Genomic DNA, 16,761 nt, shown 5'->3' with positions numbered 1-16,761 from the left:
GAGGGCTCTCATCCAGCCTTCCCTCGCGCCTCACGGGCGCTCGCGAGAGTGGAGGCACAGCGACGGAGACGGCTCGACCGCCTCCTCGACACAGCACACGGATCAGCAGGAGGACACCATGAACACCAAGTGGATCGCGATCAGCACGCTCAGCACGCTCGGCATCGGGGCGATCGCCGCGAGCGCCGCGGGCGTCGCGAACGCCGTCGAGCTGCGCAGCGCCGACGGTCAGGTCGTCGAGCAGGCAGCGGTCAAGGGCGACCTGCTCGAGCGCGGCGCCGTCGGCATCGCGACGACGGGCGACCACGCCTCGGTCGTCTCCGCGACGACGGCGCCCTCGGCGACCGACGCGCCGTCGGCCCCGTCCGCGACCCAGGCGCCGGCAGTCCAGGCGCCGCAGCCCGCCGCACCGGCAGCCGTCGAGTCGGCGCCGTCGGCGGCATCCGCGACGGTCGCACCCGCCCCGGCGCAGCAGTCGGCGCCGTCGCCGGCCTCCGCGCCGAGCGCCGCATCCGCGCCGTCGCCCGCTTCGGCGCCGTCGCCCGCTTCGGCGCAGTCGCCCGCCTCGCCCATCTCGGCACCCTCGGCGCCGTCGGCCGCCTCGAACGCCTGACGCGCGAGACAGGAAGCGCCCCGCCGATCCGGCGGGGCGCTTGGCGTCAGGCGCGACGCAGCCGCAGCAGGCGCGCCTGTCCGTCCTCGCGCACCTCGACGAGCTCGTCTCGAGCGCCCAGGAAGTCCGAGAACGAGCGGTGGCCGAGCGACTTCTCGTTGAACACCGGGTCCATGCGCTTCATCTGCTCCTTGACGACGTTGGCGTGCAGCCACTCGTCGTCGCCCTTCTGCAGCAGGATGCGCAAGGCGCGCTCGAGCAGGCCCGTCGCGGCGTCGCCGCGCTGCTCGGCGGTCGGCTCGGCGTCGCGCTCCTGCGCGACCGACTCGCTCGTCGCCCGGCGACGGCGTCGAGCGGGCTTCGACTCGGCGACCTCGACCGCCTCGGCCTCGATCTGCTTCGCCTCCTCGGGCGTGGGCTCGGGCGCGTCGGGTTCGGCGCGCTCCTCGCGGCGCGCGCGCTCGACCGGCACGACGCCCGGGAGCGCGTCGTAGTCGGCGAACTCGTCGCACGCCGCCGCGAGCGACTTCGAGGTCGACCCGGCGACGCCGATCCCGACCATGAAGCGGCCGAGCCGCTTCACCCGCTGCGCGAGCGCGATGTAGTCGCTGTCGCCCGCGACCACCACGACGTGCGTGATGTCGTCGAGCCGGAAGAGGTCCTCCACCACGTCGATCGAGAGGCGGATGTCGGCGCCGTTCTTGAGCGCCCGAGTCGTGGGGAACATCTGCACGAGGTCGACCGCGCGCGCGAGCAGCTGGTCGCGGTAGGCGGCGTGCGCCGGCACCGACCAGTCGGCGTAGGCGCGGCTCAGCACGATCGAGCCGTAGCTCGACGCGTAGTCGATGATCGCGCCGAGGTCGACGGTCGCCTCGGCGAAGCGCGTGCGGGCCTTCGACTCGCGACCGTCGATCGGGAGCGTGCGGACCTTGTCGCTGTGGAAGGCGCCGCGGCCGTGCATCTGGTCGTAGCGCGAGATGAGGATGTTGTCGAAGTCGATGTAGACGGCGACGCGCGCCTCGGAGTCGGTGGGCATGCCTCCAGTGTGGCAGGGCCCGTCGCGGAGGCCTCCCGGATGCTCGCGCGATGACACGCCCGGACCGGCTCCCGGCTTGCGAGCCGGCCGGATCCTCGGCATCGTGGCCCGCTCGCCAACGGAAGGAGCAGCCATGCTCACCCTGACCGAGAACGCCCAGACCGTCATCGGCGGCATCGTCGAGCACGCGGACGCCGCTGCGACCGGGGGCCTGCGCATCGCCCAGGAGCAGGACGGCGCCGGGCTCGGCGTCACCGTCGCCGCGGCGCCCGAGGCCGACGACCAGGTCGTGGAGGCCGCCGGCGTGCGCGTCTTCCTCGACCCCTCGGCCGCGACCGCGCTCGACGACAAGGTGCTCGACGCATCCGCCTCGGCCGACGGCCGCGTCGACTTCGCGGTCGGCCAGCAGGCCTGAGACCGACCTCGAGGGGCCCGACCACGCGGTCGGGCCCCTCGTCGTCTCAGCCCTCGTAGGGCGGCGGCGGTGCCCCGTAGGGCGCGCCGCCGAAGGGCGTGCCGGCCGGCGGGATCGCCGGGGCGCCCCCGTCGCCCGGGCCCATGCCCGGCGCGATGTCGGCGAACCGCGCGAGGTGGCCGTGGAAGGCGACCGGGATCGTCTTCGTCGGGCCGCCGCGGTGCTTCGCGACGATGATGTCGGCCTCGCCGGGCCGGATGTCGCGGTCGTAGGCGTCCTCGCGGTGCAGCAGCATGACGATGTCGGCGTCCTGCTCGATCGAGCCCGACTCTCGCAGGTCGCTGATCGCCGGCTTCTTGTCGCCGCGCTGCTCGGGGCCGCGGTTGAGCTGCGAGAGCGCGATGACCGGCACCTGCAGCTCCTTCGCGAGCAGCTTGAGCGAGCGGGAGAACTCCGAGACCTCCTGCTGGCGCGACTCGACCTTCTTGCCGCTCGTCATGAGCTGCAGGTAGTCGATGACGACCATCCGCAGGCCGGCCTGCTGCTTGAGGCGGCGGCACTTCGCGCGGATCTCGACGAGCGTGAGGTTGGGGCTGTCGTCGATGTAGAGCGGCGCGTCGTTGATGCGGCCGCGCACCTGCGCGAGCGTCGTCCAGTCGCGGCCCTCGATCGCGCCCTTGCGCAGCTTCTGCAGCAGGATGCTCGACTCGGCCGAGAGCAGCTTCATCGCGATCTCGGTGCGGCCCATCTCGAGCGAGAAGAAGACCGACGGCAGGTCGCTCTTGATCGAGCACGCACGCACGAGGTCCATCGCGAGCGTCGACTTGCCGATGCCGGGGCGCGCGGCGATGACGATCATCTGACCGGGGTGCAGACCGTTCGTGAGCTCGTCGAGCTCGCGGAAGCCGGTCGGCACGCCCGTCATGACGCCGTCGAGGCCCTTCGCCGCCTCGATCTCCTCGATCGCGGCCTCGACCGCGAGGCTCAGCGGCACGTAGTCCTCGGCCTGGTCCTCGCCCATGACCGAGTAGATCTCGGCCTGCGCGTGGTTGACGAGGTCGGTGACCTCGCCCTCGGAGGCGTAGCCCATCTGCACGATGCGCGTGCCGGCCTCGACGAGGCGGCGCAGCACCGCCTTCTCGGCGACGATCTCGGCGTAGAAGCCGGCGTTCGCCGCGGTGGGCACCATCGACGTGAGCGAGTGCAGGTACTGCACGCCGCCGGCGCGCGAGAGCATGCCCGTCTTCGTCAGCTCGTCGCTCACGGTGATGACGTCGGTCGGCTCGCCGCGCGAGTAGAGCGAGAGGATCGCCTCGTAGACGATCTCGTGCTTCGGCTGGTAGAAGTCGCCGCCGCGCACCGTCTCGAGGCAGTCGGCGACCGCGTCCTTCGAGAGGAGCATGCCGCCGATGGCGGACTGCTCGGCGAGCAGGTCGTGCGGCGGGGTGCGCTCGCTGTACCGGCTCTCGTCGAGCCCGATCTCTGCCAGGTCGGTCACGCTGCTCCTTCCGGTTCGATCGTCTCGCGGGCGGCCCACACGGACCGATCGGTCGGAGCCTGCCCCAGGCTAGGAGCGCGTCGTCGGCTCAGCGAATCCTGCTGTGGACAACCGTGTGGAGAGATGGGGACAACGCCGGGACTTGACAGCCTCGACACGCCTCTCCCCTGTGCACAGATCTGTGGACTTCGATCGCGGAAAGCGTCGAAACCAGCCCCTGACCGGCGGTTTCTCTTTGCACAGGACGTGGGGAGAAAGCGGGTTGAAGTACACGTTGAGACTTCCAGCGCTTCTTCAGGTTCGCTTGAGAGCCGGGGCCCCGCATCCGTTTCCTCGATGCACGACGAAGGCCCGCATCCATGACGGATGCGGGCCCTCGAGCGGCGTGCGCGACCTACTTGGCCGCGACCACCTTGAGCGTGATCGTCGCGACGATCTCGTCGCGCAGGCGCGCGGTCGCCTGGTGGTCGCCCACCGAGCGGATCGGCGTCGGGATCTCGATGACGCGCTTGTCGATCGAGCCGTGACCGGCTGCCTCGACCGCCTCGGCGATGTCCTTCGTCTGGATGGAGCCGAAGAGGCGGCCCTCGGAGCCGGCCTTCGCCTTCAGCGTGACGACGTTCGCCTCGAGGCGGGCGCGGAGGTCCTGCGCCTCCTCGATCGTGGCGTGCTCGCGCGCGGCGCGAGCTGCCTTGATCTGGTCGACCTGCTTCTCGCCGCCGCGCGACCACGCGACAGCCAGGCCCTGGGGCACGAGGTAGTTGCGGGCGAACCCGTTCTTGACCTCGACGACGTCACCAGCGGAGCCGAGGCCGGAGACCTCGTTCGTGAGAATGAGCTTTGCCATGTGTCAGTCCCCTCAGCGTCCGGCGCCCGAGTAGGGCAGGAGCGCCATCTCGCGAGCGTTCTTGATCGCCTTGGCGATCAGGCGCTGCTCCTGCACCGAGACGCCGGTGATGCGACGGGCGCGGATCTTGCCGCGCTCCGAGATGAACTTCTTGAGCGTCGCGACGTCCTTCCAGTCGATGACGCCGACCTTGATCGCCTTCGCGGGAGCGAGCGGCTTCCCGCCCTTGCCGCCGCGCGGCTTCCGGTTGTTCTGCGGCTTGCCAGCCATGTGTCCTTCTTTCGTGCTCGGGACTGCCGTCCCGGTGATGCTTGCTGCGAGAGCCCTTAGAAGGGGGTCTCGTCGTTGTAGGAGGTGCCGGGCGCTCCCCAGACGTCGCCGCTCGACTGCTGCTGGGAGGCCGGCTGGCCCCACGGCTCGTCGGCGACCTGCTGGGGCTGACCGAAGCCGCCGCCCTGGCCGAACTGCTGCTGCCCGCCCGAGCTGCGGCCTGCGCCGCCGCCCGTCGTGCGCGTCACCTGCGCGGTCGCGTAGCGGAGAGAGGGGCCGATCTCGTCGACCTCGAGCTCGATGACCGTGCGCTTCTCGCCCTGCTGCGTCTCGAACGAGCGCTGCTTGAGGCGGCCCTGCGCGATGACGCGCGAGCCCTTCTGCAGGCTCTGCGAGACGTGCTCGGCGAACTCGCGCCACACCGAGGCGCGCAGGAAGAGCGCCTCGCCGTCCTTCCACTCGTTCGCCTGGCGGTCGAACGTGCGAGGGGTCGACGCGATCGTGAAGTTCGCGACCGCGAGGCCGTTCTGCGTGTAGCGCAGCTCCGGGTCGGCAGTCAGGTTGCCGACGACCGTGATGATCGTCTCGCCGGCCATGGCTACTCGGCCTCGACCTCTGCGGGCGCCTCGGCCTTGGCCTCGCGCTTCGCCGGCTCCTTGCCGGCGCGCGCCACGGCGACGTCGGCGCGGAGCACCTTCGTGCGCATGACGGCCTCCGACAGCTTCAGCTGGCGGTCGAGCTCGTCGCTCGTCGCCGGCTCGGCCGTGAAGTTCACGACGGCGTAGATGCCCTCGGTGCGCTTGTCGATCTCGTACGCGAGGCGACGACGGCCCCAGATGTCGACCTTGTCGATCGTGCCGCCGTCGTTGCGGACGACACCGAGGAACTTCTCCAGGGACGGGGCGACAGTGCGCTCGTCCACCTCCGGGTCGAGAATCACCATCAGCTCGTACTGCTGCATGCTTCACCCACCTCCTTCGGACTAGAACGGCTGCAGGCGGTCTGCAGCAGGAGGGTATGCATGGTGCGCGGGCCTCGTGCTCGAGGACGGGCACAGCCCGCACAACCTGTCAACTGTACCGCAGGGCACCCGCCGCCATCAATGGCGGATCCGCCGGATCAGGCGCCGCGCGCCGCCCACCACTCGCGCAGCACCTGCTCGGCGCGCTCCTCGCCGAGCGGGCCGTGCTCGAGGCGCTGCTCGAGCAGCATGCGGTACGCCTCCCCCACCTCGCGACCGGGCCGGATGCCGAGGATCTCCTGGATGCGGTTGCCGTCGAGGTCGGGCCGCACGGCCTCGAGCTCCTCCTGCTCCGCGAGCTCGGCGATGCGCCGCTCGAGGTCGTCGTAGGCGAAGTCGAGCCGCTCGGCCTTCCGCCGGTTGCGCGTGGTGACGTCGGAGCGCGTGAGGATGTGCAGCCGCTCGAGCAGCGGCCCCGCGTCGCGCACGTAGCGGCGCACCGCCGAGTCGCTCCACGCCTGGTCGCCGTAGCCGTAGAAGCGCAGGTGGAGCTCGACGAGGCGCGAGACGGCCTTCACGGTGTCGTTGTCGAAGCGCAGCGCCTTGAGGCGCTGCTTCGCCATGCGCGCCCCGACGAGGTCGTGCTGGTGGAACGTGACGGTGCGGCCCTCGATGCGGCGGGTCGCGGGCTTGCCGATGTCGTGCAGCAGCCCCGCGAGCCGCGAGACGAGGTCGGGCGCCGCATCCGGGTTGCGCGACGCCTCGAGGTCGATGCCCTGCTGCAGCACCGTGAGCGAGTGCTCGAAGACGTCCTTGTGGTGCGCGTGCTCGTCGGTCTCGAGCCGCAGCGCCGGCACCTCCGGCAGCACGCGGTCGAGGATGCCCGTGTCGGTGAGCAGGCGGATGCCCGGCACCGGCCGGCTCGTCAGCAGCAGCTTCGAGAGCTCGTCGCGCACGCGCTCCGCCGAGATGCCCTGGATGCGGTCGGCGAGCTCCGCCATCGCGACCCGCACGCGCGGGGCGACCTCGAAGCCGAGCTGCGCGGAGAACCGCGCCGCCCGCATCATGCGCAGCGGGTCGTCGTCGAAGGAGCGCTCGGGCGCCTGCGGGGTGTCGATGACGCGCGCGAGCAGGTGCTCGAGGCCGCCGCCGACGTCGACGAGCTGGGGTACCGCATCCGCCTCGCCCGCCTCGCCGCGCGCGGGCGTGACCCGCAGCGCCATCGCGTTGACGGTGAAGTCGCGGCGTACGAGGTCGTCCTCGAGCGACTCGCCGAACTGCACCGACGGCTTCCGCGAGACGCCGTCGTACTGGTCGGCGCGGTAGGTCGTGATCTCGACGTCGGCGCCGCGGATGCGCGCCGCGATCGTGCCGAACTCGCGCCCGACGTCCCACGTCGCGTCGGCGAGCGGGGCGACGATCCGCAGGATCTCGTCGGGGCTCGCGCTCGTCGTGAAGTCGAGGTCGGTGACGGGGCGGTCGAGGAAGGCGTCGCGCACCGGCCCGCCCACGAGCGCGAGCTCGTGGCCGGCGGCGGCGAAGGCCGCAGCGAGATCGCTCGTCGGGCTCGACGCCACGAGCGCGTGCAGCCGCGCGGTCGCCTCAGCCATGTCGGTCACGAGCGCCCCCAGGTCTGTCACGGACGCCCATTGTGCCGCAGTCGGGAGCCATGAGTGCGTTGCCTACACTTGGGCGCATGCTGTCGGCAGGTCGCCTGGCGCGGCGGAGCGCGTCAGCGTGCGCCGTCGCGGCTGTCGCGACGACGCTCCTCGCGGCTCCGCTCGCGATCGCGCCGGGGGCAGTCGCCACGACCGGCGGCGCCGAGTCGCCGACGCTCGAGCTCGCGCCCGTCGACCCGCTGCTCAGCACCGGCGAAGAGCTCTCGCTCGAGGTCGCGCTCGACAACCGCTCACGCTCGATCGCGCCCGCGACGACCGTCGACGTGCTGCTCACCGCCTCGCCCATCGCGACGCGCTACTCGCTCTCGCGGTGGTTCGCCGGCGAGGCGATCGCGGCGAACCGCGTCGTCGCGACGGTCGAGCTGCCGGCCGTCGCCGCCCTCGACGAGCACTCCGTCACCGTCTCGATCGACGCGGATGCGCTGGGTCTCGAGGGCGCGCCGTGGGGCGCGTACGGCCTCGCGGCGACCGCGCCGAGCGTCACGGGCGCCACGAGCGTCGTCGTGCTCGACGAGCCGGGCGAGGCGAGCCCGACGCGGCTCGCGCTCGCCGCCCCGATCGACGCGCCCACCGGGCCAGCCGGGCTGCTCGACGCCGAGCAGCTCGAGGCGTCCACGGGCGACGGCGGGGACGCGCGGGCGGCGCTCGACGCGGCGCTCGACGCGGGCGCCACGATCGGCGTCGACCCGGCGATCGGCGCCTCCGTGGCCGCGCTCGGCGACGACGCGCCCGAAGCGGCGATCGACTGGCTCGACCGCGCCGACGCCCCCGATGCGTACGCGCTCCGCTACTCCAACGCCGACCCGATCGCGATGGCTCGAGCGGGCGAGTACCCGATCGAGCCGCTCGGCATCCCGCGCGAGGACGGCCCGCCGCTGCCGGCTTCCGCCGGCGAGATCGGCGCGCGCGAGCCCGTGATCGACGCGACCGCGGTCGCGATCGGGGACGCCGAGCTCGCGGCCCTCGCCGCGATCGGCACCGTCGTCGTCACGACTTCGAGCCTCGACGAGGAGATCGGCGGCCGCACGCCATCCGCCCACGCCACGATCGACGGCGTCGACGTGCTCGCCGCCGACGCGGAGCTCCAGCAGCTCGTCACGAGCGCGGCGGCGGTCGATCCGCTCGAGGCCGCGCACGCTCGCGCCGAGGCCATGGCGCTGCTCGCGACCATCACGCGCGAGCGCCCGAGCGATCCCCGCACGCTCGCGGCCGCGCTGCCCGCGACGACGCAGGGCTCGACGGTCGAGCTGCTCGACGACCTCGCCGCGGCGCGCTTCGTCGAGACCGTCGGCGTCGACGACGCGCTCGAGCTGGAGCCCCGCGACGCGCGGCTCGCCGAGGCCGACGCCGCGCCGAGCACGGAGGGCGCCGAGCTCGTGCAGGCCGCGCTGGCCCAGGAGGCCGACGCCGCGCGCATCGCCGGGATCGTCGGCGACCCCTCGACGCTGCTCGCCTCGCTGCGGCTCTCGCTCCTCACCGCCCTCCCTGACGCGGGGCTGCCGATCACCGAGGAGGACCGGCAGGCGATCGAGGGCCTCGGCGGCGAGCTCGCCGACCTGCGCACCGCCGTCGAGATCGTCGGCGGCAGCGAGATCCACGCGGTCGGCGAGAGCGTGCCGATGCCGGTCACGATCGTGAACCGGCTCGACGTGCCGGCCGAGGTCGTGCTCTCGCTGCGCGCCTCCAACGCGCTCGTCAACGTCTCGCAGCCGTCGACGACCGTCACGCTCGCGCCCGGGAGCCAGCAGCGCGTGCAGGTGCCCGTCGAGATCGTCGGCACCGGCACCGTGCTCGTCATCGCCCAGCTGCACACGCCCGACGGCGTCGCGCTCGGGCAGGTGCAGACGCTGCGTGTCACCGCGCAGCCCACGATCGAGACCGCCGTAGCCTGGGTGCTCGGCAGCGCCATCGCGCTGCTGCTGGTGTTCGGCATCTGGCGGTCGGTGCGCAAGCGGCGCAGCGGCCAGGCGCGCGGGGACCTCGACGCCCCTGGATCCAGCGTCGCGGCGGAGGAGACCGGGTGAGCACAGGCAAGGCAAGCGCGATCATCGCGGCAGGCACGATGGTCTCGCGGGTCCTGGGCTTCGTGAAGATGGTGCTGCTCGCCGTCGCGATCGGCCAGTCGACGTCGAAGGCCGCCGAGGCCTTCGGCATGGCGAACCAGCTGCCCAACAACGTCTACGCGCTCGTCGCCGGCGGCGTCATGAGCGCCGTGCTCGTGCCGCAGATCGTCAAGGCCTCGAAGGGCGCCGACAACGGCGAGTCGTACATCTCGAAGATCCTGACCCTCGGCGGCACCGTCTTCCTCGTGCTCACGATCGTCGCCACGATCGCGGCTCCGCTGCTCGTCGACATCTACGCCATCTCGGCCGGCGACGACGGCCGCGGCTTCTCGGACGAGCAGATGGCGCTCGCCGTCGCGCTCGCCTACTGGTGCATGCCGCAGATCCTCTTCTACGCCATCTACACGCTGCTCGGCGAGATCTACAACGCCCGCAGCCAGTTCGGCCCCTACACGTGGGCGCCGGTGGTCAACAACGTCGTCTCGATCGCGGGCCTCGGCGCCTTCATCCTGCTGTTCGGCACCGATCGGGTGAACAAGTTCGTCGACGTCTGGGACGCCGACCGCATCACGATGCTCGGCCTCGTCACGACCGGCGGCGTCGCGGTGCAGGCGATCGTGCTCGTCCTCTTCTTCCGCAAGACGGGTCTCCGGTTCCGGCTCGACTTCGGCTGGCGCGGCGTCGGGCTCGGCGCGACGGGCAAGGCGGCGCTGTGGCTGTTCGGCATCGTCATCATCGGCCAGGTCAAGGGCATCGTGCAGTCGCGCGTCGCCTCGCTCGGCGAGGGCGCGAACATCGCGACGATGCAGAACTCCTGGTACGTCTTCTCGCTCCCCCACTCGATCATCGCCGTCTCGATCGCGATCGCCTTCTTCACCCGCATGTCGCACCACGCCTCGCGCGACGACCTCTCGGGCATCCGCCAGGACGTCTCGAGCGCGCTCCGCTCGGTCGGCATGCTCACGACCATCTCGGCGTTCGTGCTCGCCGTCATCGCCGTGCCGTTCTCGCGGATGCTCGAGGGCGGCTTCGACCCGACGCTCGCGATGGCGTTCACCATCTGGGCCTTCCTCGTGTGCCTCGTCGCCTTCAGCGCGGAGTTCGTGCTGCAGCGCGTCTTCTTCGCGCTCGGCGACACCCGGACCGCGTTCCTCTACTCGTGCGTCGGCATGTTCATCACCTTCGCGCTGCTGTGGTGGGCGTCGACGCTGCCGGCCGAGTGGGTCATCGCGGGCACGGCGCTCTCGGTCTCGATCGCCAACCTCATCTCGTGCGCCGTGTGGCTCGTGCTCGTGCGGCGCCGCATCGGCCAGTTCGGCTTCAAGCTCATCGGCCTCCGCCACGTCCAGTACCTCGCGTACTCGCTCGTCGCGGCGGCGGCCGGCGTCGCCACGACCTTCGCGCTCGGCGGCTACCGCGGCGACGGCTTCGGCACCGCGACGGTCGCGAGCGCGGCGATCACGTGCGTCATCGCGGGCGCGGTCATGGGCGCCGTCTACTTCGGCCTGCTCTACCTTACGCGCAACCCCGACTTCCGCACGACCGTCGACCTCGTGCTCGCGCGGTTCCGCCGCGGCCGCGGCCAGTCCGACAGCGCCGAAGCCTGACCGCCCGCTCGGACGGCTCCGACTCGGGCCATCCAGTGCCGACGCAGATGCGCGCCGTCTAGCATCGCCTCGAGCTGCGGTGCGAGCGCACCGCGCGGAAGGGGACGCCATGGCTCGATCGCTCATCCGCCTCGCCGCGCCCATCCTCGCCGGCGCGCTGGCGGCCGGCGGCGCGATCGTCGGCGCATCGCTCGCCCGCGAGCGCAAGCAGCAGCACGAGCTCGAGCCGCCGTCCACGCCGCTCGCGGTCGAGGGGTGGTGGTCGTCGGATGCGTCCTCGTCGCTCGCGCACGCGCATCCGGCCGTGCTCATCGTCGACGCCGACTCCGGGCGGCTCGTCGACTCGTGGGACCGCCGCGCGCGCTCCCGCGTCGCGAGCCCCGTCGTGCGCCGCACGCCCGAGTGGCCGGCAGCCGGCCTCATCGTCGTCGACGCCGCGACAGGCGACCTGCTGACGGTCGTGGGCGAGCCCGGCCGCCCGGGAATGCCCGCCGCCTAGAATCGGTTGTTCCCCACGCATCCCCCATCGACCTCAGGAGACGCAGTGCACGACGTCATCATCATCGGCTCCGGCCCCGCCGGGTTCACCGCCGCGATCTACGCGGCGCGGGCGAACCTGCAGCCGATCGTGCTCGCCTCGAGCGTCGAGATGGGCGGCGACCTCATGACGACGACCGAGGTCGAGAACTTCCCCGGCTTCCCGAACGGCGTGCAGGGGCCCGAGCTCATGTTCGCGATGCAGCAGCAGGCCGAGCGCTTCGGCGCCGACGTGCGCATGCAGGACGCGACGGAGCTCGAGCTCGACGGCGACGTGAAGCGCGTGCACGTGGGCGACGAGGTGCTCGAGGCCCGCACGGTCATCTACGCGACGGGCTCGGCCTACCGCAAGCTCGGCATCGCGGGCGAGGAGCGGCTCTCGGGCCACGGCGTCTCGTGGTGCGCGACGTGCGACGGCTTCTTCTTCAAGCAGAAGCAGCTCATCGTCGTCGGCGGCGGCGACTCGGCGATGGAGGAGGCGACGTTCCTGACGAAGTTCGCCGACAAGGTCACGATCGTGCACCGCTCCGAGCAGTTCCGCGCGAGCCAGGTCATGCTCGACCGCGCTCGCGCCGACGAGAAGATCGAGTTCCTGACGAACGCCACGGTCGAGGAGATCACCGGCACGGAGTCGAACGGCACCGAGCAGGTGAGCGGCGTCACGCTGCGCGACACCGTCTCGGGCGAGACCTGGAGCATGCCGATCGACGGCGTCTTCGTCGCGATCGGCTCCGACCCGCGCACGCACCTCGTGCACGGCAAGCTCGAGCTCACCGACGAGGGCACGATCGCCGTCGAAGGCCGCTCGTCGCGCACGTCGGTGCCGGGCGTCTTCGCCGCGGGCGACGTCACCGACCCCACCTACCGACAGGCCGTCACGGCCGCCGCGTCCGGCACCGTCGCCGCGCTCGACGCGCAGCACTACCTGGCCGCGCACGCCGTGCCGGCATTCGCCACGAGCCCTGAGGAGGCCGCACTGTGAAGGAAGTCACCACCGCATCGTTCGAGCAGGACGTGCTCAACGCCGACAAGCCCGTGCTCGTCGACTTCTGGGCCGCGTGGTGCGGTCCGTGCCGCGCGGTCAGCCCGATCCTCGAGCAGATCGACGGCGAGACCGACAAGCTCGACGTCGTCAAGGTGAACGTCGACCAGGAGCCTGACCTGGCCATGCGCTACAACATCACGTCGATCCCGGCGATGAAGCTCTTCCAGGGCGGCGAGGTCGTCAAGGAGCTCATCGGTGCCCGGCCGAAGCCGGCGATCGAGCAGGAGCTCGCAGCGTTCCTCTGATCGACTGACGACGAAGCCCCGTGGATGCGTTCCACGGGGCTTCGTCGTCGTTGCCGTCAGGCAGTCGGGGCGGCTCCGTCGAAGCCCTGCTCCCCCAGCTCGGCGAGGATGCGGCCCAGGTCGGCGACCGTCGCGAAGTCGATCGTGAGCTGGCCCTTCGAGCGGCCGAGCGCGATCCGCACGCGCGTGTCGAGGCGGTCCTCGAGGCGGCCGGCGATCTCGTCGAGGCCGTGCTGCATCGCGCCCTTCGTGGGCGTGCGTCGCGGACTGCGCGTCTGCACGAGTCCCGCGGCCGCTTCTGCAGCACGAACTGAGAGATCCTCATTGACTATCTTCGCCGCCAGCTGGTCCATCGCTTCCGGCGTCGGGAGCGACAGGATCGCGCGAGCGTGGCCGGCCGAGAGCACGCCGCTCGCGACGCGGCTCTGGATCGACTCGGGCAGCTTCAGCAGCCGGATGGTGTTCGAGATCTGCGGTCGGCTGCGACCGATCCGCTTCGAGAGCTCCTCCTGCGTGATGGCGAAGTCCTCCATCAGCTGCTGGTAGGCGGACGCCTCCTCGAGCGGGTTGAGCTGCGCGCGGTGCAGGTTCTCGAGCAGCGCGTCGCGCAGCATCGCGTCGTCCGGCGTCTCCTTGACGACCGCAGGGATCGCCTCGAGGCCGGCCCGCTGGCTCGCGCGCCAGCGGCGCTCGCCCATGATGAGCTCGTAGTGGGTGCCGTCCTCACCGGGGGCGACGGGGCGCACCACGATCGGCTGCAGCACGCCGAACTCGCGGATCGAGTGCTCGAGCTCGGCGAGGTCGTCCTCGTCGAAGACGGTGCGCGGCTGGTTCGCGTTGGGCCGGATGTCGGTGGGCGCGATCGCGGCGAGGCTCGCCCCGGGGATCTCCCGCAGCTCGGCGTCGTCGTCCTCCTCCCCCGAGAAGAACACGTCGACCGGCCGACTGCCCGGCTTCGCGGCGCGACGGGTGCGTCGCTCCGCGGGCGCCGGTCGCGTCGAGGGAGCGTCCTCCTCCTCGACGGTCACCCGCTCCGCGGGCGCCGGACCCGTGGGGATGAGGGCGCCGATGCCGCGCCCGAGTCCTGCCTTCTTGCTCATGCCGCTCCTCTGCGTGCGATCTCGGCCGCGGCCTCGCGATACGACAGCGCGCCGGGCGAGTTGGGATCGTAGGCGATGACCGTCTGGCCGTAGCCGGGCGCCTCCGAGACGCGCACCGAGCGCGGGATCACGGCGTCGAGCGTCTGCTCGGCGAAGTGCGCGCGCACCTCGTCGACCACCTGCCGCGACAGCAGCGTGCGGCCATCGAACATCGTGAGCAGCACGGTCGAGAGCTCGAGCTTGGGGTTGAGGTGCGCTTGGATGCGCCCGATCGTGTCGAGCAGCTGAGAGACGCCCTCGAGCGCGTAGTACTCGCACTGGATCGGCAGCAGCACCTCGGTCGCGGCGGTGAAGGCGCTGATCGTGAGCAGGCCGAGCGACGGCGGGCAGTCGACGAAGACGTAGTGCGGGGGCTGCGGCGCGGCGCTCAAGTACGCGTCGAGCGCCTCGCGCAGCCGGTGCTCGCGTCGCTCCATGCCGGCGAGCTCGAGATCGGCGCCGGCGAGGTGGATCGTCGACGGCACGACGCGCAGCCGGTCGCTCTGCGGGCTCGTCGACACCGCAGACTCGAGCGGCTCCCCATCGATGAGCACGTCGTACGTGCTCGTGACGTCGGCGTGGTGGTCGATCCCGAGTGCCGTGGATGCGTTGCCCTGCGGGTCGAGGTCGATGACGAGCACGCGCGCCCCGGCGACGGCGAGTGCCGCGGCGAGGTTGACGGCCGAGGTGGTCTTGCCGACGCCGCCCTTCTGGTTCACCACCGTGAAGATCCGGGTGCGTGCCGGGAGCGGCAGCTCGACCGACGAGAGTGCCTGACGCCTCCGGGCCATCGCCGCCAGTTCGCGAGCGATCGGCGTCGTGTCGAACTTTCCCGTGGTCACGCGTGCCTTTCCTGTCGATGTTTCACGTGGAACATCACGGCTTGCGGGGTCCGCGCGCAGTGGTGCAAGCCTCCAGTCTGGCCCCGATCGTGCCCGATCGCAAAGTCAGGACGCATTCCAGTGAGGCGAAGCTCTGATGCGGTTCTCCACAGTTCTCCACAGGTCCGCGATCGCTGCAAGCGCGCACGCTGTCGATTCCCTCATCCTCGGCCGCGCTCATCCATGGTCCGACATCCCAGTCATAGCGCGGAATCCGACGCGATGTGGCGGCGATCGAGGGCGAAGACGAACAACGTTCACAATCCGTTCTCCACAGTTCTCCACAGAGTCGGCGGTCGTGAGCATGCACCTTTCCTCTGGCCCGGCACGCATGCACTCCCCGCTGCGCCAAGCTTCGCGTTCCACGTGAAACCACACGATCGCGCGAAACGGTCGCCGAACGGACCGTTCGCTGGTTGCTTCCTTGTGCACGACGAATGACCACGAGCGCCAGCTTTGGTCGTCGCGGCCGCGGCATGTCCCGCGCCGCTGGCATCTGAGCGTCTCGCGTCGTCCTCAGCTCGCGCCTCATCACCGCTCGGCCGACCAACCCTGAGTGGGCTGTTCTCCGCCTCGACCGTGCAGCGTTTCACGTGAAACGCAGACTGTGCGCGCCACGCGCAGCGGGTGCACGGGCTCGGCGGCACCCTTGCCTTGGTGTCCGCCATTCGTTTCACGTGAAACGCTTGATCATGGCACCCCGGTCGGCCGTGGCTCTGATCGCGGAAACAGGCTCGAGGAGAGCCGGCGCCGACCACACGCGTCTGACCATGTTGCACGTGAAACATCCGACGCTGGCGTGCAACAGTCGCGCGCTACTGCATGACCGCCCCTTCGTTGCGGATCGGGGCGAGATCATGACTCGAAGGGCCGCTCCTATGGGCGTGCATCACCGAACACGGAGCGAATCGACCAGGCAGGTTCGACCACGTCGGCACCACCGAATTGCCAGCCCCGTCGTGCACTGCAGGGCCGTACCCTGCCTCTTCGGATCGGACTGGGGTCTTCGCGACGCGTGCGATGTTCCACGTGAAACAACGGCGGACCGCTCCGAGTTCGCGGATCAGCGAGGCGGCCACCACATCGACCGGCGTTCGAGCCAGCACTCCTGTCGCGGAGCGGCCGACCCGATGATGAGCGAGGATCGGGCGTTGAGCGCACTCAGCGTCGACATCGGCCGCGATCCGAGCGGGGGAGACGGGAACCGCGTCTCCCGGCCACCGTCGGTTGTCCGTCCGCCGATCGGCGTCGCCCGACGTGGTCAGGCTCGAATCAGGGGTCGACGACCGCGCGGAGCACCCGGGTGGTCTCCAGCCCGGCGTCCGCGCCGAGCTCGAGCACCTCGACGTCGTGCAAGCGATGCTTCCGGACCACCTTCTGTGCGGCGGCCAGCTCCTCGCCGACGCGCGCACCCTTCAGCAGCAGCAGCTCGCCGCCGCTGCGCACGAGCGGCGCCGTCAGGGGGACAAGCGTGCGCAATGCCGAGACGGCTCGGGCGGTCACCTGGTCCAGCGGACGCAGGTCGCCGCTGCCCGGCACGTCCTCCGCCCGCGCGCGCAGGACCCGCACGTTCTCGAGGCCTATCCGCTCAACCTCCGACAGCAGCCAGTCCGTGCGACGCTCCATCGGCTCGATGAGGGTCATCTCGACATCGGGACGAGCGATCGCGAGCACGAGCCCTGGCAGCCCAGCGCCCGAGCCGACGTCCCCGACCCGCCCACGGAGCAGGGGAGCGACCAAGGCAGAATTGAGGATGTGTCGACTCCAGAGCTGCGGCAGCTCGCGCGGGCCGATGAGGCCGAGCTCCTCGCCGCGGGCGGCGAGCGACGCCACATACGAGCGCGCGAGCTCCAGCCGGTCGCCGAACAGGGCCGCCGCGGCAGCCGGCTCGGCCTCGAGCAGCGGGGGAGTGGACTCCGTCACGG

Annotated in this window: 16 protein-coding genes and 1 pseudogene; 7 read left to right on the top strand and 10 right to left on the bottom strand. The window is 71.3% G+C overall.

Translation table 11 applies throughout. The features are described from left to right. Positions 1–118 precede the first annotated feature (118 nt). Positions 119–613, top strand: a complete 495-nt coding sequence (locus JQT67_RS08395) for a hypothetical protein (protein WP_208064264.1) — start codon at positions 119–121, stop codon at positions 611–613. A gap of 46 nt (positions 614–659) precedes the next feature. Here JQT67_RS08395 and JQT67_RS08390 read toward each other — a convergent pair whose 3' ends face one another. Beyond that, positions 660–1,649 (bottom strand): NYN domain-containing protein, encoded by a 990-nt coding sequence (locus tag JQT67_RS08390; RefSeq protein ID WP_021010581.1) that lies wholly within the window; start codon positions 1,647–1,649, stop codon positions 660–662. A 133-nt stretch (positions 1,650–1,782) separates the two neighbouring features. Between JQT67_RS08390 and JQT67_RS08385 the strand changes: the two genes are divergently transcribed. Then, on the top strand, positions 1,783–2,064 hold the full coding sequence (locus tag JQT67_RS08385; protein WP_021010582.1) for a (Fe-S)-cluster assembly protein: 282 nt from the start codon (positions 1,783–1,785) through the stop codon (positions 2,062–2,064). Between the two features lie 148 nt (positions 2,065–2,212). On the opposite strand, the pseudogene dnaB reads toward JQT67_RS08385, so the two are convergent. The 6 genes and pseudogenes from dnaB to JQT67_RS08355 form a co-directional block, all read right to left on the bottom strand. Beyond that, positions 2,213–3,553: pseudogene (gene dnaB / locus JQT67_RS08380) on the bottom strand (replicative DNA helicase); the annotation flags it as partial. A gap of 403 nt (positions 3,554–3,956) precedes the next feature. Beyond that, positions 3,957–4,409 carry a 50S ribosomal protein L9 gene (gene rplI / locus JQT67_RS08375; protein WP_026372987.1) on the bottom strand — a complete coding sequence of 151 codons (453 nt, stop codon included), beginning with the start codon at positions 4,407–4,409 and terminating at the stop codon, positions 3,957–3,959. Positions 4,410–4,421: 12 nt separating this feature from the next. Then, a complete protein-coding gene (gene rpsR / locus JQT67_RS08370) occupies positions 4,422–4,679 on the bottom strand; it encodes a 30S ribosomal protein S18 (RefSeq protein ID WP_021010585.1) in 258 nt (85 codons plus the stop codon). A gap of 56 nt (positions 4,680–4,735) precedes the next feature. Then, positions 4,736–5,275, bottom strand: coding sequence for a single-stranded DNA-binding protein (locus JQT67_RS08365; protein ID WP_021010586.1), 540 nt, complete (start codon positions 5,273–5,275; stop codon positions 4,736–4,738). Between the two features lie 2 nt (positions 5,276–5,277). Next, on the bottom strand, positions 5,278–5,640 hold the full coding sequence (rpsF, locus tag JQT67_RS08360) for a 30S ribosomal protein S6 (RefSeq protein WP_021010587.1): 363 nt from the start codon (positions 5,638–5,640) through the stop codon (positions 5,278–5,280). A gap of 158 nt (positions 5,641–5,798) precedes the next feature. Continuing rightward, positions 5,799–7,259 carry a CCA tRNA nucleotidyltransferase gene (locus JQT67_RS08355; RefSeq protein WP_307864280.1) on the bottom strand — a complete coding sequence of 487 codons (1,461 nt, stop codon included), beginning with the start codon at positions 7,257–7,259 and terminating at the stop codon, positions 5,799–5,801. Positions 7,260–7,336: 77 nt separating this feature from the next. Between JQT67_RS08355 and JQT67_RS08350 the strand changes: the two genes are divergently transcribed. The 5 genes from JQT67_RS08350 to trxA all read left to right on the top strand — a co-directional run bounded on the left by JQT67_RS08350 (position 7,337) and on the right by trxA (position 12,816). Beyond that, the gene (locus tag JQT67_RS08350) at positions 7,337–9,343 is read left to right on the top strand and encodes a DUF6049 family protein (RefSeq protein WP_208064262.1); all 2,007 of its coding nucleotides are present in this window, start codon (positions 7,337–7,339) and stop codon (positions 9,341–9,343) included. Further along, positions 9,340–10,989 carry a murein biosynthesis integral membrane protein MurJ gene (gene murJ / locus JQT67_RS08345; RefSeq protein WP_208064261.1) on the top strand — a complete coding sequence of 550 codons (1,650 nt, stop codon included), beginning with the start codon at positions 9,340–9,342 and terminating at the stop codon, positions 10,987–10,989. The genes JQT67_RS08350 and murJ overlap by 4 nt, the downstream gene beginning before the upstream one ends. A gap of 109 nt (positions 10,990–11,098) precedes the next feature. Then, the gene (locus JQT67_RS08340; protein ID WP_208064260.1) at positions 11,099–11,488 is read left to right on the top strand and encodes a hypothetical protein; all 390 of its coding nucleotides are present in this window, start codon (positions 11,099–11,101) and stop codon (positions 11,486–11,488) included. Between the two features lie 45 nt (positions 11,489–11,533). Then, entirely contained in the window at positions 11,534–12,508 is a 975-nt protein-coding gene (trxB, locus tag JQT67_RS08335) for a thioredoxin-disulfide reductase (RefSeq protein ID WP_021010592.1), read from the top strand. Next, on the top strand, positions 12,505–12,816 hold the full coding sequence (gene trxA, locus JQT67_RS08330) for a thioredoxin (protein ID WP_021010593.1): 312 nt from the start codon (positions 12,505–12,507) through the stop codon (positions 12,814–12,816). Before trxB ends, trxA begins: the two co-directional genes overlap by 4 nt. A 56-nt stretch (positions 12,817–12,872) precedes the next feature. Here trxA and JQT67_RS08325 read toward each other — a convergent pair whose 3' ends face one another. The 3 genes from JQT67_RS08325 to rsmG form a co-directional block, all read right to left on the bottom strand. After that, positions 12,873–13,916, bottom strand: a complete 1,044-nt coding sequence (locus JQT67_RS08325) for a ParB/RepB/Spo0J family partition protein (protein ID WP_208064259.1) — start codon at positions 13,914–13,916, stop codon at positions 12,873–12,875. Further along, a complete protein-coding gene (locus tag JQT67_RS08320) occupies positions 13,913–14,746 on the bottom strand; it encodes a ParA family protein (RefSeq protein WP_208064361.1) in 834 nt (277 codons plus the stop codon). The genes JQT67_RS08325 and JQT67_RS08320 overlap by 4 nt, the downstream gene beginning before the upstream one ends. 1,362 nt (positions 14,747–16,108) lie before the next feature. Continuing rightward, positions 16,109–16,759 (bottom strand): 16S rRNA (guanine(527)-N(7))-methyltransferase RsmG, encoded by a 651-nt coding sequence (rsmG, locus tag JQT67_RS08315; RefSeq protein ID WP_208064258.1) that lies wholly within the window; start codon positions 16,757–16,759, stop codon positions 16,109–16,111. Between the last annotated feature and the right edge of the window lie 2 nt (positions 16,760–16,761).

Origin of the sequence: Agrococcus sp. TF02-05, assembly GCF_017565345.1 — a bacterium.
GTDB classification, from domain to species: Bacteria; Actinomycetota; Actinomycetes; order Actinomycetales; family Microbacteriaceae; genus Agrococcus; species Agrococcus pavilionensis.
This window is presented reverse-complemented; position numbering and strand designations above follow the sequence as displayed.

Coding starts and splice junctions, on each gene's coding strand:
- JQT67_RS08385 (WP_021010582.1), top strand. CDS start 1,783: ATGCTCACCCTGACCGAGAACGCCCAGACCGTCATCGGCGGCATCGTC.
- rpsF (WP_021010587.1), bottom strand. CDS start 5,640: ATGCAGCAGTACGAGCTGATGGTGATTCTCGACCCGGAGGTGGACGAG.
- JQT67_RS08390 (WP_021010581.1), bottom strand. CDS start 1,649: ATGCCCACCGACTCCGAGGCGCGCGTCGCCGTCTACATCGACTTCGAC.
- JQT67_RS08395 (WP_208064264.1), top strand. CDS start 119: ATGAACACCAAGTGGATCGCGATCAGCACGCTCAGCACGCTCGGCATC.
- JQT67_RS08320 (WP_208064361.1), bottom strand. CDS start 14,746: ATGGCCCGGAGGCGTCAGGCACTCTCGTCGGTCGAGCTGCCGCTCCCG.
- JQT67_RS08340 (WP_208064260.1), top strand. CDS start 11,099: ATGGCTCGATCGCTCATCCGCCTCGCCGCGCCCATCCTCGCCGGCGCG.
- rplI (WP_026372987.1), bottom strand. CDS start 4,409: ATGGCAAAGCTCATTCTCACGAACGAGGTCTCCGGCCTCGGCTCCGCT.
- rpsR (WP_021010585.1), bottom strand. CDS start 4,679: ATGGCTGGCAAGCCGCAGAACAACCGGAAGCCGCGCGGCGGCAAGGGC.
- JQT67_RS08350 (WP_208064262.1), top strand. CDS start 7,337: ATGCTGTCGGCAGGTCGCCTGGCGCGGCGGAGCGCGTCAGCGTGCGCC.
- JQT67_RS08325 (WP_208064259.1), bottom strand. CDS start 13,916: ATGAGCAAGAAGGCAGGACTCGGGCGCGGCATCGGCGCCCTCATCCCC.
- JQT67_RS08365 (WP_021010586.1), bottom strand. CDS start 5,275: ATGGCCGGCGAGACGATCATCACGGTCGTCGGCAACCTGACTGCCGAC.